Annotated in this window: 19 protein-coding genes; 6 read left to right on the top strand and 13 right to left on the bottom strand. The window is 71.4% G+C overall.

Features of this window, described 5'->3' with window-relative positions; genetic code table 11:
- Positions 1-7: 7 nt before the first annotated feature.
- The 6 genes from ACFZP7_RS22430 to ACFZP7_RS22405 all read right to left on the bottom strand — a co-directional run bounded on the left by ACFZP7_RS22430 (position 8) and on the right by ACFZP7_RS22405 (position 5,216).
- Positions 8-1,345: a CpaF family protein gene (locus tag ACFZP7_RS22430; RefSeq protein WP_030969421.1), complete on the bottom strand. Its 1,338-nt coding sequence runs from the start codon at positions 1,343-1,345 to the stop codon at positions 8-10.
- 19 nt (positions 1,346-1,364) lie between these two features.
- Entirely contained in the window at positions 1,365-1,679 is a 315-nt protein-coding gene (locus ACFZP7_RS22425) for a TadE/TadG family type IV pilus assembly protein (RefSeq protein ID WP_385638505.1), read from the bottom strand.
- A gap of 226 nt (positions 1,680-1,905) precedes the next feature.
- On the bottom strand, positions 1,906-2,301 hold the full coding sequence (locus ACFZP7_RS22420) for a septum formation initiator (protein WP_019329169.1): 396 nt from the start codon (positions 2,299-2,301) through the stop codon (positions 1,906-1,908).
- On the bottom strand, positions 2,298-3,557 hold the full coding sequence (locus ACFZP7_RS22415) for an AAA family ATPase (protein WP_031018889.1): 1,260 nt from the start codon (positions 3,555-3,557) through the stop codon (positions 2,298-2,300). Before ACFZP7_RS22415 ends, ACFZP7_RS22420 begins: the two co-directional genes overlap by 4 nt.
- 7 nt (positions 3,558-3,564) lie before the next feature.
- The gene (gene cpaB, locus ACFZP7_RS22410; RefSeq protein WP_019329167.1) at positions 3,565-4,272 is read right to left on the bottom strand and encodes a Flp pilus assembly protein CpaB; all 708 of its coding nucleotides are present in this window, start codon (positions 4,270-4,272) and stop codon (positions 3,565-3,567) included.
- 74 nt (positions 4,273-4,346) lie between these two features.
- Positions 4,347-5,216 carry a hypothetical protein gene (locus ACFZP7_RS22405; protein ID WP_050990783.1) on the bottom strand — a complete coding sequence of 290 codons (870 nt, stop codon included), beginning with the start codon at positions 5,214-5,216 and terminating at the stop codon, positions 4,347-4,349.
- Between the two features lie 409 nt (positions 5,217-5,625).
- Here ACFZP7_RS22405 and ACFZP7_RS22400 point away from each other — a divergent pair, with 409 nt between their 5' ends.
- From ACFZP7_RS22400 to ACFZP7_RS22390, 3 genes are all read left to right on the top strand, one after another.
- On the top strand, positions 5,626-7,389 hold the full coding sequence (locus ACFZP7_RS22400) for a chitinase (RefSeq protein WP_385635395.1): 1,764 nt from the start codon (positions 5,626-5,628) through the stop codon (positions 7,387-7,389).
- Between the two features lie 269 nt (positions 7,390-7,658).
- On the top strand, positions 7,659-8,168 hold the full coding sequence (locus ACFZP7_RS22395; protein WP_019329161.1) for a SigE family RNA polymerase sigma factor: 510 nt from the start codon (positions 7,659-7,661) through the stop codon (positions 8,166-8,168).
- Between the two features lie 109 nt (positions 8,169-8,277).
- The gene (locus tag ACFZP7_RS22390; protein WP_385635393.1) at positions 8,278-9,564 is read left to right on the top strand and encodes a hypothetical protein; all 1,287 of its coding nucleotides are present in this window, start codon (positions 8,278-8,280) and stop codon (positions 9,562-9,564) included.
- Positions 9,565-9,633: 69 nt separating this feature from the next.
- On the opposite strand, the gene ACFZP7_RS22385 is transcribed toward ACFZP7_RS22390, so the two are convergent.
- The 7 genes from ACFZP7_RS22385 to ACFZP7_RS22355 form a co-directional block, all read right to left on the bottom strand.
- Complete coding sequence (locus ACFZP7_RS22385; RefSeq protein ID WP_385635391.1) at positions 9,634-11,193, bottom strand: carbohydrate-binding protein; 1,560 nt, start codon at positions 11,191-11,193, stop codon at positions 9,634-9,636.
- 203 nt (positions 11,194-11,396) lie between these two features.
- Positions 11,397-12,725, bottom strand: a complete 1,329-nt coding sequence (locus ACFZP7_RS22380; RefSeq protein WP_385635389.1) for an Nramp family divalent metal transporter — start codon at positions 12,723-12,725, stop codon at positions 11,397-11,399.
- A gap of 80 nt (positions 12,726-12,805) precedes the next feature.
- A complete protein-coding gene (locus ACFZP7_RS22375; protein ID WP_270882675.1) occupies positions 12,806-13,396 on the bottom strand; it encodes a hypothetical protein in 591 nt (196 codons plus the stop codon).
- Between the two features lie 88 nt (positions 13,397-13,484).
- On the bottom strand, positions 13,485-14,972 hold the full coding sequence (locus ACFZP7_RS22370) for a GntP family permease (RefSeq protein WP_019329156.1): 1,488 nt from the start codon (positions 14,970-14,972) through the stop codon (positions 13,485-13,487).
- 124 nt (positions 14,973-15,096) lie between these two features.
- Positions 15,097-15,507 (bottom strand): RidA family protein, encoded by a 411-nt coding sequence (locus ACFZP7_RS22365; protein ID WP_019329155.1) that lies wholly within the window; start codon positions 15,505-15,507, stop codon positions 15,097-15,099.
- Positions 15,504-16,268, bottom strand: a complete 765-nt coding sequence (locus ACFZP7_RS22360; RefSeq protein ID WP_019329154.1) for an IclR family transcriptional regulator — start codon at positions 16,266-16,268, stop codon at positions 15,504-15,506. Before ACFZP7_RS22360 ends, ACFZP7_RS22365 begins: the two co-directional genes overlap by 4 nt.
- Positions 16,265-17,341, bottom strand: coding sequence for a sugar kinase (locus ACFZP7_RS22355; RefSeq protein WP_385635386.1), 1,077 nt, complete (start codon positions 17,339-17,341; stop codon positions 16,265-16,267). Before ACFZP7_RS22355 ends, ACFZP7_RS22360 begins: the two co-directional genes overlap by 4 nt.
- Before the next feature lie 138 nt (positions 17,342-17,479).
- On the opposite strand from ACFZP7_RS22355, the gene ACFZP7_RS22350 reads away from it, so the two are divergent.
- The 3 genes from ACFZP7_RS22350 (at position 17,480) to ACFZP7_RS22340 (ending at position 21,736) form a co-directional block, all read left to right on the top strand.
- Complete coding sequence (locus tag ACFZP7_RS22350) at positions 17,480-18,781, top strand: amino acid deaminase (protein ID WP_385635384.1); 1,302 nt, start codon at positions 17,480-17,482, stop codon at positions 18,779-18,781.
- Positions 18,782-18,815: 34 nt separating this feature from the next.
- Positions 18,816-20,426, top strand: coding sequence for an amidohydrolase family protein (locus ACFZP7_RS22345; RefSeq protein ID WP_019329151.1), 1,611 nt, complete (start codon positions 18,816-18,818; stop codon positions 20,424-20,426).
- A gap of 98 nt (positions 20,427-20,524) precedes the next feature.
- Positions 20,525-21,736, top strand: a complete 1,212-nt coding sequence (locus tag ACFZP7_RS22340; protein ID WP_031018872.1) for a pyridoxal phosphate-dependent aminotransferase — start codon at positions 20,525-20,527, stop codon at positions 21,734-21,736.
- Positions 21,737-21,782: the final 46 nt, after the last annotated feature.

Genomic DNA, 21,782 nt, shown 5'->3' with positions numbered 1-21,782 from the left:
GGCGGTCCTACCTGGCTTCCCTGGTGGCGAGCTGGTCGTTGGTGTGGGCGACGCCGAAGGCCTGCGGGACGGGCTGATTCGCCATGTAGAGGCGTTCGGCGGCGCGGCGGGGCAGCGGGTGGTACTCGAAGGCGCCGTGGACGCGGCCGTCGGGGGTCATCGGACGGGCGTTGAAGCGGGCGACGGTGGCGAGGCGGTACGGCTCACCGCCGTGGCTGGCGAGCAGCGCGATCTCGGTGATGCGGCGGGCGCCGTCGGCGAAGCGGGTGAGCTGGACGATGACGTCGACCGCGCTGTTGATCTGGTCGTGCAGGGCGACGAAGGGGACCTCGACGTCCGACATGGAGGCCAGGGTCTGCAGACGCATCAGGGCGTCCTCGGCGCTGTTGGCGTGGACGGTGGCGAGGGAGCCGTCGTGGCCGGTCGACATGGCCTGGAGCATGTCCAGGGACTCGCCGCCGCGGACCTCGCCGACGACGATGCGGTCGGGGCGCATGCGCAGGGAGTTGCGGACGAGGTCGCGGATGGTGACGCGGCCCTGGCCCTCGACGTTGGGCGGGCGGGACTCCAGGCGGATCACGTGGGCCTGCTGGAGCTGCAGCTCCGCCGAGTCCTCGATGGTGATGATGCGCTCGTGCTCCGGGATCAGGCCGGAGAGGGCGTTGAGGAGGGTCGTCTTCCCGGTGCCGGTGGCGCCGGAGACGATGATGTTGAAGCGGGCCTGCACGAGACCGGCCAGCAGGTAGAGCATGTGGTCGTCGAGCGAGCCGAGGCCGATCAGTTCGTGGAGGGTGAAGGAGCGCGGGAAGCGGCGGATGGTGAGCGCCGGGCCGGTGAGGGAGAGCGGCGGGATGATGACGTTGACGCGCTCGCCGGAGGGGAGGCGGGCGTCGACCATCGGGTTGGACTCGTCCACGCGGCGGTTGACCGTCGACACGATGCGCTCGATGGTCTGCATCAGCTGGTCGTTGGAGGCGAAACGGAGGGGCAGTTGCTCCACCCGGCCACCGCGCTCGACGAAGATCGCGTCGGGGCCGTTGACCATGATCTCGGTGATGGAGGCGTCTTCGAGCAGCGGCTCCAGGATGCCGAGACCGAGGGCTTCGTCGACGACCCGGCGGATCAGCTGGGAGCGTTCGACCGTCGACAGGACGGGGCCCTCGCGGCTGATGATGTGCCCGAGCACGCGCTCCAGGCGGGCCCGGCGCTCGGCCGTCGCCAGCGAGCTCATCTCGGCGAGGTCGATCTCCTCCAGGAGCTTGGCCCGGTAGGAGGCGACGAGGTGTCCGTCCTCGCCCCGGCTGCCGTGCTCCTCGGGGGAGTGGATGCGTGCGCGCAGGCTCATGCGTCCTCGGGCTCCTCGGTCAGTGGTCGATCGGCATGGTGGCCGTCTTGGTGGCGGTCCCGAAGTCCCAGCCGGGGACGATCGAGGGGATGTCGACGGTGGCCGTGACGGTGACCTCGTCGCCGCCCTCCGCGGCCCCGCAGTCCGTGCCGTCGGCCAGCCAGTCGCTGACGGCCGCGTCGCACGCCTGCCCGGCGCCCTCGTCGAGGGAGGCGCTGCGGGCTCCGGCGCGGGCCGCGGTGCCGGCCTGCTGGGCGGTGTACGCGATGAGACCGAGCTGTACGGCGGCCATGGCGACGATGATCAGGACGGGGAGGAAGCCGAGGTACTCGATGGCGACCTGGCCCCGGTCCCGGGCACCCCGGCCCCGGCCGACACGCTCCCGGTCCCGGGCACCCCGGCGCCCGGCGACGCGGTCCCGATCCCGGGCACCCCGGCCCCCGGCGACGCGGTCCCAGGCGCCGTGGCCCCAGGCGCCGTGGCCCCAGGCGCCGTGGCTCCGGCCCCCGGCGACGCCGTCCCGGTGTCTCGCGCGGTACGTCCGTGGGGAGTACGGCATCTCAGTCGGTCTCCTCCTCCACGGCCCCCGCGTGCCCCCGCACGTCGAAGGGGAAGCTGACCGTGCCCGGGAAGAGGACCGGGACCCTGATCTCGACGTCGGCCGTGACGAAACCGCCCGCCGTGCCGCAGTCCACACCGGCGCCCCCCTCCCACGCGCCCGGCAGCTTGTCGCGGCCCGCCTCCTCGCAGGCACCCTGCCGCGCCCCCCGCTCGGCCGCCGTCGCCGCCCGTACCGCTTCGTCGGCAGCATTCCCCGCGAGCGTGAACGTGTACCCCACGAGCACGAGCTGCCACAGCACCACCAGCGTGACGATGATCGTCGGCAGCATGCCGAGGAACTCGACGGTGACCTGACCGGAGTCGCGCCACCTGGTCCGGTCCCGTAAGGCACTCATCCCCCACCGTCCTTCCGCCGCCGGAAGCTCACCGACCCCCGGTCGCCGCGGAACCGGCCGCCGCCCTTGCGGTGGTCCGCCTCCGGTGCCTTGACCAGGCGCAGTTCGCCCGCGAGGGCCCACAGGGCCTGCTTCACCGTGCTCTTGGCGTCCAGCTCGTGGACGCGGCCGGCGTCCACGGCCCCCTGGAGTTCCTTGAAGTTGGCGGGGACGGTGGTGCCGGCGACCGGCGTCCCGGTGATCTTCTGGATGAGGGCGGGCTGGATCTCCGTGCCGCGCGTGTGCCGGTTGACGACCACGGTGGTCTCCTCGGCCTTGCGGATCTGCAGCCGGTCCCACATCCGCACCGCCCGCTTGGCACCGCGCACGGCGACCACGTCCGGGGTGGTGACCAGCAGCGCGGCGTCGGCCATCTCCACGGCGGCGGCGCCGGCCCCGCCGAGCTGGGCGCCGCAGTCGATGACGACGACCTCGTAGCGCGAGCGCAGGGCGCTGACGATCTGGCGGGCGGCGCGGTCGGTGACCTCCTCGCCCCGCTCGCCCTCCCCGGGGGCGAGCAGCAGGGCCAGCCCGGTGTCGTGGCGGAAGACCGCGTCGGCCAGGACCCGCGGGGAGATGTCGTTGATCGCCGCCAGGTCGGCGACCGAGCGGCGGAACTGGACGTCCAGATAGGAGGCGATGTCGCCGGCCTGGAGGTCCATGTCGACCAGGACGGTGGACCGGCCCGACGCCTGCGCGGCCAGCGCCAGTTGGACGGCCGTCAGGGTGGCGCCCACCCCGCCCTTCGCGCCGCCGACCGTGACGACGGTGCCACCGACGCCGGTGAAGACGTCACCGCCGCTGCCCAGGTGCCGCCGTACGCCCACGGACCACTGGGCGACCGCCTGGACGCGGCTGGCGAGTTCCTCGTAGCTGAGCGGCAGGGCGACCAGGCCGCGGGCGCCGTAGTCCATGGCGGCCTGGAAGAGGCCGGGGCCGGGGTCGGAGGTGACGAGGATGACGCCGACGGCCGGGAAGCGCAGGGCGACCTCGCGGATCAGTTCCAGGGCCGGGACCGGGCCGATGCGCTCGTGGACGACGACGACCTCGGGCAGTTCGTCGACGGACTCGGCGGCGAGGCGGGCGAGGGTGTCGACGAGCTGGGTGGAGTCGACCACCGGGGCGACCGGTTCGGCGTCCGGGAGCTGGCTGAGCAGAGTGGTGATGGACCGTACGGCGTCCGCGTCGCCGACCGCCGGGAGAATCCTCGTGGGCATACCGGCCTCACTTGTCCTTCGCGAGTTCGTACGTCCGGTCCTTGTCCGGAACCGTGGTGTCGCTGCCGGGCGCCACCAGCGCGAGCCGGACCCGCTGGGCGAACGACTCGGCGTAGGTGATGCGCTGGGCGTCGATGGTGGACAGGGCGAAGGTGATGGGGACGGCGTCGGTGGGTTCGCGGTCGCGGCTGTTCTCGTCGGGCTGCAGCGAGGTGAGGTCGCCGACGTCGATGACCCGGGCGTTCGTTACGATGATCTTGGATTGAGCGGGGTCACCCTCCCGCTCTCCCTCGAAGGTGGCGTAGACGTTGACGGTGGAGCCCGGTGTGATCTTGCCGGCGACGCCGGTCGCCGCATCGATCATGATGGCGACCTCCTGCTGCCCGGGCTGCAGGGCGGGCTGGTCGACGATCATGTCGCTCTGCAGCAGCGAGCCCGCCTTCAGCGTCGTCACGGCGATCTTGCCGCGGACCTGGCCGAGATCCGTGACGGCGTTCTTCGACAGCCAGCGCTCGGGCATCTCGATCTTCTCGAACTGCCCCGCGCCCAGCGGCGTGTAGGGCTCCACGTCGGTCTTGAGCCGGTACGCGGTGACCTCGGGGCCGACCTTCGACTTCACGTCGTTCACGACGGACAGCACGCCGGCGAAGACGCCGAGGGCGCAGAGGACCGACAGGATCAGCAGGATGATGCCGCGGCGCTGACGGGAGTTCATGTGCCGTGCAACCTCATTGGGGGAATCGGTCGAGCCGGAACGGATGGCGGGGCGGGCGGTGCAGCGGTACGGACCTACCCCGTCAGGGCGCGTCTCTCACGGCGGTGGCCGAGTGCGGGGCCGCGGCGTGCCGCGGGGGTCCGGTCGCGGCCGGTGTCGTACTCCGGCGGCGTGGCCGAGCAGAACACGCAGCGGTCACCGATGACGTCGATGCCGCACCAGTGGCATGTGCTCTGCCGTACGGACGTGACCAGTTGGTAGAGGACGGACAGGTCGGGCAGGTAGGCGCAGAACTCGGTCAGCTTGCCGGTCCCCCACCAGCCCGGGGATTCGGCGGGCAGCGGCATCTCGCGCAGGCCCTGCACCTTCCAGGACGGGGCGAGGGTGCCGGTGACCCAGTCCGGGGCGAGCTGGCCCTTGGCGACCAGCAGCCAGGTCCCGAACTCGGGCCCGTCGAGGGCGGCGTCCGGTCCGATCCGCACCAGCTGCGGCACGGGGTGGGCGACGACACCGAACTGGCTGCCCGGCATCCAGGACCGGGCGTGCGACTTCAGGCCCACGGGGACGTGGTCGAGCCGGGCGACCGAGCCGAGCAGCGCGCCGGCGTGGATGTAGTGGGTGAGGAGGCGGCCGGCCGAGGCGAGCACGCCGGGGCTGAGGTCGCAGGAGGCGAGCTGGCGCAACTGGCGGGCGAGCACGGCCAGTCCGAGCGGGGGCAGGGACGGCCGGAACAGGGCGATCCGATCGGTCTCCAGGAGGGCGCGTACGGTGTGCAGCCGGCGTTCCACGCTCGCCGGCAGGACCTGCGAACACACCACGATCACATGCCCGTGCTGCTCGACCAGGGCCTGCAGCTCGGCCAGCACCTGCTCCAGCGGTCGTCGGTCGACGTCCTGGAGCACGATCGCGGGCAGCGTCCGGTCGTCCTGCGGCGGCAGCGCCATGTCGGCACTGGTCACGGCAATGGCAGTTGGCACGCGCGGCTCCCGGTCTCCCCATGCCCGTCGGTACGCCGGTGTTACTCCGGCACACCCGGATGACTTCACTGCGTGACTACCTGAGCACTGTATCCACGCGTCTGTGACCGGAGAACAGCGTTTCTGTAGCTGTGGAACAACTTGTGAGGCACAAGGTGCTGCAAAACGGGGCATGTTGAGCATTTCCCGGTCACAGCTCGGGCGGCACACGGCCTCATCTCGGAGGCTGCCAAGTCCGCGAGACGGCAACGAACTTGGTCCGTACCTACCTCTTGACACCCTCAATTGGTCTGGACCACCTTGTACCTCACTGCGCCACCGCTCTCCTCCCCCCGTCCGCGACTCCCCACCGCCCCCACTCCCCACCGGAGGCCCCATGGACCCCGTACGCCGCCGTACCGGCAGACCGATCGGCAGACAGTTCGGCAGACAGTTCGGCAGGAAGTTCGGCAGCCGGACGAAGTTCTGGGCGGGTGCCGTCACCGCCGCGCTCGCCCTCTCCGTCACCGCCGTCGGCCAGGCGTCCGCCGCCGACGTCAACAACGCGAAGAACGCCGGCTTCGAGGCCGGGCTGACCGGCTGGACCTGCTCGGCGAACAGCGGTACGACCGTCACCTCCCCGGCGCACGGCGGCACCGCCGCGCTGAAGGCGACGCCGAGCGGCCAGGACAACGCCCGCTGCTCCCAGACGGTGAAGGTGAAGCCCGGCTCGACGTACGACCTGAGCGCCTGGGTCCAGGGCGGCTACGCCTACCTGGGCGTCACCGGCACCGGCACGACGGACGTGTCCACGTGGACCCCGGACTCCACCTCCTGGAAGCAGCTGAGGACGACCTTCACCACCGGTTCCTCCACCACCTCCGTGACCGTCTACACGCACGGCTGGTACGGGCAGTCCGCCTACTACGCCGACGACCTCTCCGTCTTCGGCCCGGACGGGGGCGGCGGTGACGACGGCGGCCCCGAGCCCACGGTGCCGGCCGCCCCGGCCGGCCTGAGCGTCTCCGGTACGACCTCCTCCTCGGCGTCCCTCGCCTGGAACACGGTCTCCGGCGCCACCGGCTACCACGTCTACCGCGACGGCACCAAGGTGACGGCGGTGACCGGCACGTCGGCGACCGTGACCGGCCTCGCGGCCTCGACCTCGTACTCCTTCCAGGTCACGGCGGTCAACGCGGCCGGTGAGTCGGCGAAGTCGGCGGCGGTCACGGCCCGCACCACGGCGCCGGACGACGGCGGCGGCAACGGCGGCGACCTGCCCAAGCACGCGGTGACCGGCTACTGGCAGAACTTCGACAACGGCGCGGCGGTCCAGCGGATCTCGGACGTCTCCTCCCAGTACGACATCATCGCGGTGGCCTTCGCCGACGCGACCGGCACTCCGGGCGCGGTGGACTTCAACCTGGACACGGCCGGCCTCGACGGCTACACGGTCGACCAGTTCAAGGCGGACGTCCGGGCCAAGCAGGCGGCCGGGAAGAAGGTCATCATCTCGGTGGGCGGCGAGAAGGGCACCGTCTCGGTGAACGACGCCGCCTCCGCGACCAACTTCGCGAACTCCGTTTACTCCGTGATGCAGGAGTACGGCTTCGACGGCGTCGACATCGACCTGGAGAACGGCCTCAACGCCACCTACATGACGCAGGCCCTGCGCGCCCTGTCGGCGAAGGCGGGCCCGGACATGATCCTGACGATGGCGCCGCAGACCATCGACATGCAGTCGACGTCCGGTTCGTACTTCCGCACCGCGCTGAACGTGAAGGACATCCTCACGGTCGTCAACATGCAGTACTACAACAGCGGTTCCATGCTGGGCTGCGACGGCAAGGTCTACTCCCAGGGCACGGTCGACTTCCTCACCGCCCTGGCCTGCATCCAGCTGGAGAACGGCCTCGACCCGTCCCAGGTGGGCCTCGGCCTCCCGGCCTCCACCCGCGCGGCCGGCGGCGGCTACGTCGCCCCGTCGGTGGTCAACGCCGCCCTGGACTGCCTCACCAAGGGCACGAACTGCGGCTCCTTCAAGCCGTCGAAGACGTACCCCGGCCTGCGGGGCGCGATGACCTGGTCCACGAACTGGGACGCGACGGCGGGCAACGCCTGGTCCAACGCGGTCGGCCCCCACGTGCACGCACTGCCGTAACGACGGCAGACCGGCTCCCCCGTCCACGCCCGCACGGGTGTGGACGGGGGAGCCGGTACTTCACGTCTCCGTCAAAAACTCAGCAGCCGCCCCAGGTGGCCCGCAGGTCGGCGCATCGCACGACGACGGTCGAGTCTGACTCGCCGGCGGAGCGCCCTCGCCGAAGTCGGCCGCCTTCTGTGAAGGCCGTATGAAACATTTTCCGGGGCCCACCGCATCAGTGAGGTGAAGGCGGTACTCGACAGCGGTGAGTGCGGGGGAACGCGAGTATGAGACAGGGGCGGGCGGACGAGTACGCCGAGTTCGCGGTGGCTCGGGCCGGGCATCTGTACCGGTCCGCGTGTCTGCTCACGGCCGGGGACACGCATCTGGCCGAGGATCTCGTGCAGGAGACCTTCGGGCGGCTGTACGTGCGGTGGGGACGCGTGTCCCGGGTGGGGAACCCCGCCGGGTACGCGCAGACCGTGCTCACCCGGACCTTCCTCGCCCATCAGCGGCGGCGCAGCAGCCGGGAGCGGGCCACGGACGTGTTCCCGGACCTGCCCGGCGCCGGGGACGGCGACGCCTCGCTGCGGCTGACGCTGCTGGACGCGCTGGCGCGGCTGCCCGCCAAGGACCGGGCCGTGGTCGTCCTGCGGTACTGGGAGGACCGGTCCGTCGAGGAGACCGCCGACGTCATGAACGTCAGCTCGGCGGCCGTGCGGACCCGGTGTTCCCGGGCGCTGGGCCGGCTGCGTGAACTGCTCGGCGAGGATCTCGCGGAGTACGCCGGGTCGTGACGTGACCGGCGGCCTCGTTCCCCCAGTCCCCGACTCCCCCACTCCCTCACTTCCCGACTCCCCCACTTCGGCTCTCACTTGTCCCAGCATGCGGAAAGGGTGGTTCGCCATGCCCGAAAGGCAGGACCAGGAATTCTTCGAGGAGCGGCTCTCCGCCGCTCTGCGCGAGACCGGCGGGGGGTTCGACGCCGACCGTTCGGCCCTCGTCGCCGGCGGGCGGGTCCGCGGGCGGCGGGCACTGACGCGGCGCCGGGCCGGGATGCTCGGCGGGGTGGCCGGGGTCGCGCTGGTCGGGGTGGGCGGGGCGATGCTGCTGCCGCAGGGGGACTCCGACGGACGGGACGTCTCCGCCGCGACCACCGGCGCCACCTCCGCGCCCTCCGCGTCGGCCACGGCGCCCGCTCCGCCTCCCGTCTCCGCCGACACCGTCCTCGGTCAGCTCAAGGAGCTGCTCCCGGAGGGTGAGTTCAGCCAGGAGGACGCCCGGGGGTCCGCCGACCGGCCTTCGCCGTACGCGTATGTCGTGTACGACGACGGGGAGGGGGCCGCCGCGATCAGCATGGGCCTCTACCGGCTGGAGCCGGGCAGCGCTCAGGTCCGCCAGGTGACGGAGTGTCCCGACGAGACGTTCGTCCCGCACGACTCCTGTTCCTCCACCCGCCTGCCCGACGGCTCGCAGCTGCGGCTGTTCAAGGGGTACGAGTATCCGGACAAGCGCGTCGAGACCAAGCTCTGGACCGCCGACCTCGTGACGAACGAGGGGCAGCACGTCAGCCTGAGCGAGTGGAACGCGCCCGCGCAGAAGGACGCGCCCGTCTCGCGCCCGGAGCCCCCGCTCTCGGCCGAGCATCTGAAGGAGGTCGTGACGGCCGAGGTGTGGCGCCGGGTGGTGGACGCGATCCCCGAGCCGTCGGAGTCCGCCCAGTCCCCGGGGGCCGCCCCGACCGCCGACGTCCCGCCGGCCGCCGTGTCCGGCAAGAACGTGGGCGAGACGCTGGCCGGGCTGCTCCCCGAGGGCCTGGACGTGGTCGGCAAGGGCGGTCAGGAGGAGGAGTTCGCCTATGTCGTGGTGGACGACGGGCAGGGCGAGAGCCTCGTCCAGGTCAACGTCCAGTACGGCATGGGCGATGTCGCCGGTCAGCTCTACGCGGGCGGCGAGACCCTGCCCGACGGCACCCGGATCGCCGTCCAGCAGGGCGCCGGCGACGACCGGGTGGCCGGGGTGCTCATGTGGACCGTCGACACGCTGCGGCCCGGCGAGGAAGGCTTCCGTGTGGTGATCAGCGCCTTCAACAACGGGGCCCCGCACGCCCAGCCGTCCCGCGCCACGCCCGCGCTGACCGTCGATCAGCTGCGGAAGATGGCGCTCAGCCCGGAGTGGGACAGGCTGCGGTAACGGGCCGGTCCCCCTCGCCCGGTCCGCCGCCGGCTGTGGCGCGGCGGACCGGGCTCTGACGGGTCACGCTCACCCGCCGAAGGTCACCACCAGGCGTCCGTCCGCCGCGAAGGACCAGCGCAGGGCTCCGGCGTAGGAGGAGCAGCGCGAGCCGTTCGAGCCCGACCAGAACTGGTTCGAGCCGTCGGCGTCGCCGATGATCCGGTCGTTCGCGCCGCTGTCGCACGAGGTGTTGTTCCGGAAGACCGAGTCACCGTCGTCGAAGTTGAAGTTCCGCTGCTCGTTCCCGATGCTGATGTTGTCCGACACCCGCATCGTGCCCGGGTTGCTGTTGTAGGTGAACCCGTGCTTGCCGTTGCCGTAGGCGATGCTGCGGCGGACGACGTGATCGACCTCGATGTCCTCGCCGCCCAGCTTGTAGCCGTTGCGGTCGCCGTTGCCGGCCTGGGAGCCGTCGCTCAGGGTGCCGTTGTCGAGGGCGAGGGAGTCCTCGATGGTGACCGCGCCGATCGCGCCGGTGTCGGACTTGGTGTACAGGTCCCAGCCGTCGTCGATGTTGTTGTGGGCCACGGCGTAGCGGAAGACGTTGCCGGGGCCGGAGGTGAGCTTCGCGGCGAACCCGTCGGCGTCCTCGCCGTCGGAGTCGGCGTTGTCGTGCGAGACGGCGCTCAGGATCAGGTTGTTCGAAGGCCACTGGGCCTTGGGCGTGCTGGAGAGCATGCGGGAGAGCTGCAGGCCGGTGTCGCGGTTGTAGCGGGTCACCGTGCGTTCGAAGACGTTGTTGCTGCCGCCGACGAAGATGCCGTTGTCGCCCGCACGCTCGACGACGACGCCTTTGACGTGCCAGTACGAACCGTTCACCGCGAGCCCGCGGTTGGCCGGGTCCTCGCTCTGCGCCGAGAAGTTCAGCACCGGCGTCTCACCCGGGTAGGCGGCCAGCGTCTTGCGGGCGGACGCGCTGCCGTCGTTCCCCTGGGGGATGGTGACCGTCTGGGCGTGGCGGTAGGTGCCGCCGCGCAGGTAGATCGTGCCGCCGGGGGCGACGCGGGTGATCGCCGAGGTGAGGGTAGTGGGGTCGGACTCCGTGCCGGTGGCGCCGTCGGTGCCGTTCGGGGACACGTAGAGCGTGCCGGTGACGGGGGGCGGGGTGGTGGAGCCGCCGTCCGTCTCCACTTCCACGTAGTCGATGTTCGGCAGACCGGCCGACGTGGTCGGGGTGAGCCGGACCGTGTTGCCGCCCGCCCTCAGCGTCACCGTGAGCGTGCGGGTCGCCCAGGTGCTCCAGGCCCCGGTGCCGTCGAAGGTGGCGGTGGTCGCGGTGGTGCCGTTCACGAGTATGTTCGCGGGACGTGCCGTACCGGTTCCGTTGGCATAGCGGATCCGCAGGGTGGCCGTGCCCGCCGCCGGGGCGTTCACGGTGAACTGGGCGTGTGCGCCGGTGGCGTTGGTGCCGTTGCAGAAGCCGCTGCCCGAGTACCCGGACCAGTCGGAGTCGATCGTGCCCGTGCAGCTCGCGGGGGCGGATTCGGCCTCGTACCGTTCGGTGGCGGCCTGTGCGGGGTTGCCGGACAGGGTGACGAGCGTGCCGGCCAGCAGGCCGACGCCCGCGATGAGGGGTCTGCGTCGCATCGGTTGGTCTCCGATTCGTCGGTGGAGCCACGGATGGGCCGCCGGAGGACGGAGGGGAGCGGCCGGCCCACAGGGATGGAGAAAGCGCTTTCCCGCAAGCTAAGACCGTGATGCGAACACGTCAATGGTCGTGTACGTGATTGGTGTTCAGATCATTGAACCCCGTGGGACCCGGCCCCGCCCGGTCCCACGGGCCTTCGGTCTCAGAAGAAGTCCACCCACGGCTGGTCCCAGATCTCCTTCACGCACAGCACCAGGAACAGCAGGCCCGCGACCGCGAGCATGCCGTTGCTGAGCCAGCCGTTGCGCCACTCGGCGGGGGTGCGGGAGGAGTTGAGGAGCCAGATCAGGGTCAGGGCGAGGAAGGGCATGAAGGCCGCGCCCAGGACGCCGTAGATGATCACCAGGCGGAAGGGTTCGCCCTGGAAGAGCAGGACGATGGGCGGGAAGGTCAGCCACAGCAGGTAGGCGCGGAAGGGCCAGGAGCGTTCGTGCTCGCCCGAGGCGATCTCCTCGGCCTTGCCCGCCCGCTTGTCCCGCAGCCGGGTCACGAAGTCCGCGAACATCAGGCTCACGCCGTGCCACACGCCGATGAGCGAGGTGAACGACGTGGCGAAGAAGCCGATCAGGAAGAACTTGGCCGTCGCCGTGCCGTACTCGTCCTCCAGGATGTCCCCGAGCTGCACCAGGCCCTTGCCGCCGCCGGAGAGGGCGATGTTCGCGGCGTGCAGCAGTTCCGCGCCGACGAAGAGCATCGCGACGACGAAGACGCCGGTCGTGATGTACGCGACCCGGTTGTCCAGCCGCATCACCTTCATCCAGCCGGTGTCGGCCCAGCCCTTGGCGTTGACCCAGTAACCGTAGGCGGCGAGGGTGATCGTGCCGCCCACGCCGCCGATCAGGCCGAGGGTGTTGAGGATCGAGTCGTCGCCGTCGGGGATGACGGGGAGAAGGCCGGCGAAGGCGTCGCCCAGGTTGGGGGCGACCCGGATCGCCAGGTAGACCGTGACCACGAACATCACGCCGACCAGGACCGTCATGACCCTCTCGAAGACGGCGTACTTGTTGAACCAGACGAAGACCAGGCCGACCACGCCGCAGGCCACGCCCCACCATTCGAGGTCCATGACACCGGGGAAGAGGGCTTGCAGGGGGAGGGCGCTGGACGACATCGCCGCGGCGCCGTAGGAGAAGCCCCAGATCACCACGTAGAACGCGAAGAACCAGGTCGTCCAGCGGCCGAGGCTCGCCCAGCCGTCGAAGAGGGTGCGGCCGGTGGAGAGGTGCCAGCGGCCCGCCGCCTCGGCCAGGGAGATCTTGACCAGGCAGCCGAGGACCGCCGCCCACAGCAGGGTGTAGCCGAAGTTGCTGCCCGCGATCAGGGTGGCCACGAGGTCGCCGGCGCCGACCCCGGTCGCCGCGACGACGATGCCGGGGCCGATGTAGCGCCAACTGGATTTACGGGGTGCCGAGTCGGGGCCGTGTGGTGTCCCCGTGGCCTTGTCACTGGTGTTGCCCGTGGTGTCCGCCATGCGGGCCAAGAAAGCCGATGGCGGACGCCGGGACAAGAGGGCGTGCGGGGATCTTCACTCGAAGGTGCCTGTCCCGGGCCCTACTTCGCGTCGGCCGACTCCTGCTCCTCGGCCACGGCCTGCTTCTCGTCCGCCTCGGACTCCGCCTCTCCGTCCTCGAAGTAGGCGTCCAGGACCTCGTCCAGGGCGGCTTCCCACTCCTTGAAGCGGCTTCGGGAGGTCGCCTCGATCTCGATCGGGTACCAGCGGCGGTCCGGGGTGTGCACCGTGACGGTGAACCGCTTGCCGAAGCGGCCGGTCTCCGTCTCGACGGCGCCGACCTCGTCCCAGCGGAACTCGCAGCTCTGGTCGTCGAGGGCGAGGCGTACGCCCCTGTGGTCGGCGACGATCCGGGCGCGGCGGTCGGCGGCCTCGAAGACGGGGCCGTCGGGGGCCTCCTCGTCCTCGTCCGGTTCGTCCGTCCGCTCGGAAGTCTCCTCGGGCTCGGGGGCGTCCTCGGCCTCGGGCGCGGCGTCGGGCGTCTCGGCGTCCGCCTTCTCCTCGGTCGTCTCCTTCGCCGGTCTCGTGTCCTCCGGCTCACCGGTCACGGGCGCGGTGAGCCCGGGGATGAAGGCCGGGTCGAATCCGGCGCCTTCCAGGGGCTGGCTGGTCGATCCTCTGCGCTGCTCCACAGCGGGCAGTATGGTCGACGTTCCTGTGCCGGACACAGCCAGCCCCGTCATCGTTATCAGACGACTATCGTCGCGCGGGCCGGCGGACCTAGACGAACAGGCTCAGTACCGCCGCGACCACGAACCCGGCGACCGACAGGACGCTCTCCAGCACCGTCCACGTCTTGAGCGTGTCCCGTTCGCTGATGCCGAAGTACTTGGCGACCATCCAGAAGCCGCCGTCGTTGACGTGCGAGGCGAAGATGGAGCCCGCCGAGATGGCCATGATGACCAGGGCGACGAACGCCTGCGAGTGGTCGCCCTCGGCGAGCAGCGGCGCCACGATGCCCGCCGTCGTCACGATGGCCACCGTCGCCGAGCCCTGCGCGACCCGCAGCACCAGGGAGATCAGGTAGGACAGGACGATCACCGGCAGGCCGACGTCGTTGAAGGTGTCGGAGAGGGCCTGGGCGACGCCGCTGGCCTTGAGGACGGCGCCGAAGACTCCGCCCGCGCCGACCACCAGCAGGATGTTGCCGACCGGCTTCAGCGAGGCCGTCGAGACGGTCTCCAGGGACTTGCGGGACCAGCCGCGCCGGATGCCGAGCAGGTAGTAGGCGAGGAACAGGGCGATCGTCAGGGCGACGAACGGGTTGCCGAAGAACTCGATGACCGACCGGAGGGTGGACTCGTCCAGGGCGATGGAGGAGAAGGTCGCGGCGAGGATCAGGACCAGCGGCGTACCGATGATGCCGAGGACGGTGCCGAGCGCGACCGGGGTCTCGCGCGGCTCGACGCCGGATGCCCGCTGCTCCTCGACGACGGCCTGCTTGGCCTCCTCGGCGGCCTCGACCATGTCCTGCGGCACGGGGACGAAGATGCGGCGGCCGATCCAGGCGGAGAACGCCCAGGCGGCGAGGACGGCGGGGACGCCGCAGACGATGCCCATGAGGATCACCCAGCCGAGGTCCACCTTGAGCAGTCCGGCGGCGGCCACGGGGCCGGGGTGCGGCGGCAGGAAGGCGTGGGTCATCGACAGGCCGGCCAGCAGCGGCAGGCAGTAGAGCAGGACCGACTTGCCGGAGCGCTTGGCGGCGGCGTAGACGATCGGCGCGAGGACGAAGATGCCGACGTCGAAGAAGACGGGGATGCCGAAGATGAGGCCGGTGAGGCCCATGGCGAGAGGGGCGCGCTTCTCGCCGAAGAGGCCCAGCAGTCGGGAGGCCAGCACCTGGGCGCCGCCGCTGACTTCGAGGATGGCGCCGAGCATGGTGCCCAGACCGATGATGATGGCGACATGGCCGAGGATGCCGCCCATGCCCGACTCGATGGTGGAGACGGCGTCGGACTTCTGGACGGTGCCGAAGAGTTCGGTGACCGAGAGGCCGGCGAGCAGGCCGACGGCTATGGAGACGGCGAGCAGCGCGACGAACGGCTGGAGCCGGACCTTGATGATCAGGAAGAGCAGGAGCGCGATGCCGATCGCGGCGACGGTCAGCAGACCGGCCGTGCCGTCGATCAGGGCGAGCAGGCCGCCGGTGTGCGGTGGCGTCTGTGGCGCGGAGGCGGCGGCGAGCTGGAGGGACGGGTAGGACATACGGGGGTCCTCTGGGTAAACACATACTGCTTTCGGGCAGGGCGGGGCGCGGCACGGCGCCCTGAAGGGGGGAGGGCGCCGTGCCGTGCGACAGGCAGAGAGAGAAGGTGCGGCCGGGGGCGGGTCAGCCCAGGACGGCCAGCGCGTCGATCTCGATGAGGAGTCCGGCGGGCAGACCGACGTAGACGGTCGTGCGGGCGGCGGGCGGCTGGGTGAGGCCCTGCTCCTCGAAGTAGGCGTTGTAGATCTCGTTCATCTCGGCGAAGTGGTCCACGTCGGTGAGGTAGACGCGGATCATCATCACGTCGTCCCAGGAGGCGCCGCCCTCCTCCAGGATCGCCTTGACGTTGGCGAGGGTCTGGAGGGTCTGCTCGCGCAGGGTCGGGCCGGCCGGGGTGGGGGCCTTGCCGTCCTCGTGGGGGAGGAAGCCGACCTGGCCGGCGACCTGGAGGATGTTGCCCTTCTTGACGCCGTGGGAGAACTTCGCCGGGGGGACGGTGTGGGTCGCGGGGGTGAGAGCGATCTTGTCGGTCATGCGGTGACTTCCTTGACTGGGGTCCTGCCGGAGTACTCGCCGCTGATCGCGTCCGCCGTACGGCGCACCAGCGGGAGCAGGGTGAGGAGTTCGTCGGCGGTGACGACCACGTTCGGCGCGGAGACCGACATGGCGGCGACCACCCGGCCGTCGGCGCCCCGGATGGGCGCGGCGACGCAGTTGATGGACTCCTCGTGGCCACCGAGGTCGGTGGCCCAGCCCTGTTCGCGCACCTTGGCCAGCTCCGTGAGGAAACCGTCGGCGTTCGGCGTCGAACGGGGCGTGTACATGGGGTAGTCGAGTTTCTCGACGACGGCTCGGCGCTCGTTCTCGGGGAGGTCGGCGAGGAGCAGCTTCGCCACGGCCGCCACGGTGATGGCGACGGGCTTGCCGATCCGGGAGTACATGCGGACCGGGTAGCGGCTCTCGACCTTGTCGATGTAGAGGACCTCGTTCTCCTCGTACACGGCGAGGTGGACGGTGTGTCCGCACTGTTCGTTGAGGCGTACGAGGTGGGGGTGGGCGATCTCGCGGACGTCGAGGTTCTCCATCGCCTCCTGGGCCAGGGCGATGAGCCGGGCGCCGAGGCGGTAGCGCTGGTCCTCCTGGCGGTAGACGAAGCCGTGTTCGTGGAGGGTGCGCAGCAGACGCAGGGCGGTGGACTTGTGGACGCCGAGGCGGTCGGCGACCCGGCCCAGGTCGGCGGGGCCCTCGGCGAGCAGCGGCAGGATGCTCAGCGCGCGGTCGACGGTCTGGCTCACGGGGTGCGTACCTCCTCCTCGGCCCTCGCGTCGGCCTGTGTCCAGCCGGGGCCGAGTCGAAGTGTCCCCCACGCGGTGTCGTCGAGGGCGGCCAGGCGGTCGGCGTGGTCGCGGGCCGGGGGTGCGGCGAGGTCACCGGGGACGGTGAGGGCGGCGGCGGCCATCAGGTGGCCGTGGCGCAGGCGCTGGCGCACGGGCAGTCCGCGCAGGGTGGCGGAGAGGAACCCGGCGGCGAAGGCGTCGCCCGCGCCGACGGCGGCGACGACGTCGACGGTGAGGGCGGGGACGGTGGTGACGCGGGTGGTCTCGGTGCCGTCGGCGTCGACGGTCCGGTGGAAGGCGGTGGCGCCGGCGGCGCCCTGCTTGACGACGAGCAGGTCGGGTTCGGGCAGCGCGGCGCGCACGGCTTCGGGGCCGCCGAGTCCCCACGCCTCGTCCTCGCCGACGAAGACGAGGTCGGCGCCCCGGGCCAGCTCCAGGAGCACCCGGGGGCCGTCGGTGTCCCCGTGCCACAGCCCCGGGCGGTGGTTGACGTCGAAGGAGACGAGGGGCCGGCCGGGGCGGCGGGCGGTCAGCTCCCGCATCAGCTCCAGGCAGTCGGCGGAGAGCGCCGGCGTGATGCCGGACAGGTGGAGCACGCGGCCGGAGCGGATCGCGTCGAGGTCCATGGTGCGGACGGACATCGCGGAGGCGGCCGAGCCCGCCCGGTAGTACGCGACCTCGTGGGCGTCGGTGGCGCGGTCCCCGGCGGTGCGGAAGTAGACGCCGGTGGGGCGGTCGGGGTCGCGGCGCACGGCGTGGACGTCGACCCCGTAGGCGCCGATGGCCTCGACGAGGTGGTCGCCGAAGCCGTCCGCGCCGACCCGGCTGATCCAGCGGGCGCTGTGGCCGGCCGCGGCGAGCACACAGGCCACGTTGGACTCGGCGCCGCCGATGGCGCGCTCGAAGGAGGGGACGTCGGCGAGGCGGCCGGGCACGGTGGGGAGGAAGGTGACCATGGACTCGCCGAGCGCGACGACGTCCACGACGTCGGGGGTGGTGCTGCGGGGTCCGTCGAGGGTCACGATGGTCATGGCTCCTGGTCGCGTCTCGCGGGCGGCGGCTCCGTTGACCCCGCGTTCGCCGAGATGTTAGACAGCAGTAAGCGATATACGCAACGACCGTTGCAAGTGTTGCAACGCAACCGCAACGCATCAGAGCAGGGAGGCTCCATGGCCCTCGACACCGGTACCGCGGGCAACCGCGACGCCCTCGCCAAGCTGGGCGAGGAGCACGTCGACCACCGCTTCAAGGGCCTCCCGCCGGACGCCTACGGCCTGACCGTCGCCGAGCTGGCCGGACAGCGCCGCAACCTCTTCACCGGTGGCTTCACCACGCCCGTGCTGGCCCTGTCCGCCGAGCGCCTGGAGCACAACCTGAGGCTCATGGAGACGTACTCCGCCCGGCACGGCCTGGCCTTCGCGCCGCACGGCAAGACCTCCATGGCCCCGCAGCTCTTCCAGCGCCAGATCGAGCACGGCGCCTGGGGCATCACCCTCGCCGTGCCGCACCAGGTGCGGGTGGCGCGGGCCTTCGGCGTCCAGCGGGTCTTCCTCGCCAACGAGCTGGTCGACGCCGCCGCCCTGCGCTGGATCTCCTCGGAGCTGGACGCCGACCCGGACTTCCGCTTCGTCTGCTACGTCGACTCCGTGCGCGGGGTCGAGCTGATGGACGCGGCGCTGACCGGGGCGGGCGCCTCCCGCCCGGTGGACGTCGTGGTGGAGCTGGCCGCCGGTGAGGGCGCGCGGACCGGCGTGCGCACCGAGGCCCGGTGCGCGGCCGTCGCCGACGCGGTGGCCGGGGCGCGGACGCTGCGGCTGGCGGGAGTCGCCGGGTACGAGGGCGAGGTGCCGGACGCCGACACCGGGAAGGTGCACGCCTGGCTGCGGCGGCTGGTCGCGCTCGCCGTCGACTTCGACAAGGCCGGGCGGTTCGACGGGCTGGAGGAGATCGTGGTGAGCGCGGGCGGCAGTGCCTGGTTCGACGCGGTGGCCGACGTGTTCGCCGAGGTCCCCGACCTGTCCCTGCCGGTGCTGAAGCTGCTGCGCTCGGGCGCGTACGTCTCCCACGACGACGGCCACTACCGCGAGCTGACCCCCTTCAACCGGGTCCCCGAGGAGGGCGCCCTGGAGCCCGCCTTCCGCCTGTGGAGCCAGGTCGTCTCCCGCCCCTCCCCCGGGCAGGCGTTCACCAACGCGGGCAAGCGCGACGCCGCCTACGACCTCCACCTGCCCTTCGCCCAGGTCGTGCGCCCCGCGGACGGCGGCCCCGAGCGCCCGGCGACCGGCATCGAGGTGACCGGGCTGTCCGACCAGCACGCCTGGCTGCGCACCACCGAGGAGGCCGACCTGGAGGTGGGCGACTGGCTCGGGGCGGGCCTGTCCCACCCCTGCACCTCCTTCGACAAGTGGCAGCTCATCCCGGTCGCCGAGGCGGACGGGACGGTCGTCGACTACATCCGCACGTTCTTCTAGGACGCCCGAGAGCGCCTGGGAAAGGGAGCCGGACATGGAAGAGCTGGTCATCAGGGACGCGGACGTGGTCGACGGCTCCGGCGCGGATTCCTACCGCGCGGACGTCGTGGTCGACGGCGGCCGGATCGTCTCGATCGTCAAGGAGGCGGCCGCCGCCGGCTGCCAGCGCCCGAGGGCACGCCGTGAGCTGGACGCCGAGGGCCTGGTCCTGGCCCCCGGCTTCATCGACATGCACGCCCACAGCGACCTGGCGCTGCTGCGGGACCCCGACCACAGCGCCAAGGCCGCGCAGGGCGTCACCCTGGAGGTCATCGGCCAGGACGGGCTGTCGTACGCGCCGGTGGACGACCGCACCCTCGGCGAGGTGCGCCGCGCCATCGCCGGGTGGAACGGGCCCGGCGACGACGTGGACTTCGACTGGCGGTCGGTCGGCGAGTACCTGGACCGGCTCGACCGCGGCATCGCCGTCAACGCCGCGTATCTGATCCCGCAGGGCACCGTCCGCGCCCTCGCCGTCGGCTGGGACGACCGGGAGGCGACCGAGGCCGAGCTGGAGCACATGCGGCGGCTGGTCGCCGAGGGCATGGAGCAGGGCGCGGTCGGCATGTCGTCCGGGCTGACGTACACGCCGGGCATGTACGCCAAGGACGCGGAGCTGACCGAGCTGTGCAGGGTGGTGGCCTCGTACGGCGGCTACTACTGCCCGCACCACCGCTCGTACGGGGCCGGGGCGCTCCAGGCGTACGAGGAGATGGTGGAGCTGACCCGGGAGGCGGACTGCCCGCTCCACCTCGCCCACGCCACCATGAACTTCGGCGTCAACAAGGGCCGCGCCCCCGAACTGCTGACGCTGCTCGACGACGCGCTCGCCGCCGGCGCCGACATCACGCTCGACACCTATCCGTACACCCCCGGCTGCACCACCCTCGTGGCGCTGCTGCCGAGCTGGGCGAACGAGGGCGGCCCGGAGCGCGTCCTGGAACGGCTCGCGGACGACGACACCGCCGAGCGCATCCGGCACCACCTGGAGGAGACCGGCTCCGATGGCTGCCACGGCGTGCCCGTGGAGTGGGAGACGATCGAGATCTCCGGCACCGGCGACCCGGCCCTCGCCGAGTACGTCGGCCGTACGGTCCTGGAGTCGGCGCGGCTGCGCGGCGAGAGTCCGTGGACGGTCGCCCGGCGCCTGCTGCTGACCGACCGGCTGGCGCCGACCATCCTCCAGCACGTCGGCCACGAGGAGAACGTCCGCGCGATCATGCGGCACCGGGTGCACACCGGCGGCTCGGACGGCATCCTCCAGGGCGCCAAGCCGCACCCGCGCGCCTACGGCACCTTCCCGCACTACCTCGGGCACTACGTGCGCGAGCTGGGCGTGCTGTCGCTGGAGGAGTGCGTCGCGCACCTCACCTCGCGGGCGGCGGCGCGGCTGCGGCTGCCGGACCGGGGGCTGGTCCGCGAGGGGTACCGGGCCGACCTGGTGCTCTTCGACCCGGCGACGGTCGGGGCGGGCAGCACCTACGAGAACCCGCGTGTGCTGCCGACGGGCATCCCGCACGTGCTGGTCGACGGACGGTTCGTGATGGAGGACGGGCGGCGCACGGATGTGCTGGCGGGGCGGTCGGTGCGGCGCGCTCCGCGGTGACCCGGCCGCCAGGGAGTGAGGAAATCCACCCAAACCACACGTCTCACGTGGCGGATAACACGGCCCGTGGGAGGTGACCGGGTCGTAAGCTCACGGACATGCAGGTGATCCAGTCGACCAAGCTCGCCAACGTCTGTTACGAGATCCGGGGCCCGGTGCTCGAGGAGGCGATGCGGCTGGAAGCGGCCGGCCACCGCATCCTGAAGCTCAACACCGGCAACCCGGCCGCCTTCGGCTTCGAGTGCCCGCCGGAGATCCTGGAGGACATCCTCCGCAACGTCTCGACGGCCCACGGCTACGGCGACGCCAAGGGCCTGCTGGCCGCGCGCCGGGCCGTGGTCATGCACAACCAGACCCTCGGCATCGAGACCGACGTCGAGCACGTCTTCATCGGCAACGGCGTCTCCGAGCTGATCGTGATGGCGATGCAGGGCCTGCTGGACGACGGTGACGAGGTCCTGGTCCCGGCGCCCGACTACCCGCTGTGGACGGCCGCCGTGTCGCTGTCCGGCGGCACGGCGGTGCACTACCGCTGCGACGAGCAGTCCGACTGGATGCCCGACCTCGCGGACGTCGAACGGAAGATCACCGACCGCACCAAGGCGCTCGTGATCATCAACCCGAACAACCCGACGGGCGCGGTCTACGACGAGGCGATGGTGCGCGCGCTGACCGACATCGCCCGCCGCCACAACCTGCTGGTCTGCTCCGACGAGATCTACGACAAGATCCTGTACGACGAGGCCACGCACACCCCGACCGCCGCCGTCGCCCCGGACCTGCTGACCCTCACCTTCAACGGCATGTCGAAGGCGTACCGGGTGGCCGGTTACCGCGTCGGCTGGATGTCGATCTCCGGGCCGCGCGCGCACGCCGAGTCCTACATCGAGGGCCTGACGGTCCTGGCCAACATGCGGCTGTGCGCCAACATGCCGGGGCAGCACGGCGTGGTCGCGGCGCTCAGCGGGCGGCAGACCATCAACGAGCTGGTGCTGCCGGGCGGGCGGCTGCGCGAGCAGCGGGACGCCGCGCACGAGGCGCTGACCAGCATCCCGGGGGTGACCTGCGTGAAGCCGAAGGGCGCGCTCTACCTCTTCCCGCGGCTCGACCCCAAGGTCTTCAAGATCAAGGACGACCGGCGGATGGTCCTGGACCTGCTGCGCCAGGAGAAGATCATGGTCGTCCAGGGCACCGGCTTCAACTGGCCCGAGCCCGACCACTTCCGGGTGGTGACCCTGCCGACGGCGAGCGACCTGCGCGACGCGGTGGGGCGGATCGGCACCTTCCTGGACGGCTACAGCCAGCCCTGAGCCATTTCCCGATCGGCATCAACTTTAGATTAAATCTAATGTAGGA

The sequence above is a fragment of the Streptomyces sp. SudanB5_2050 genome, assembly GCF_964272335.1.
In the GTDB taxonomy this organism is placed as follows: domain Bacteria; phylum Actinomycetota; class Actinomycetes; order Streptomycetales; family Streptomycetaceae; genus Streptomyces; species Streptomyces rochei.
Note: the sequence above shows the minus strand (reverse complement) of the source record. Positions and strands in the feature narration are given on the sequence as shown.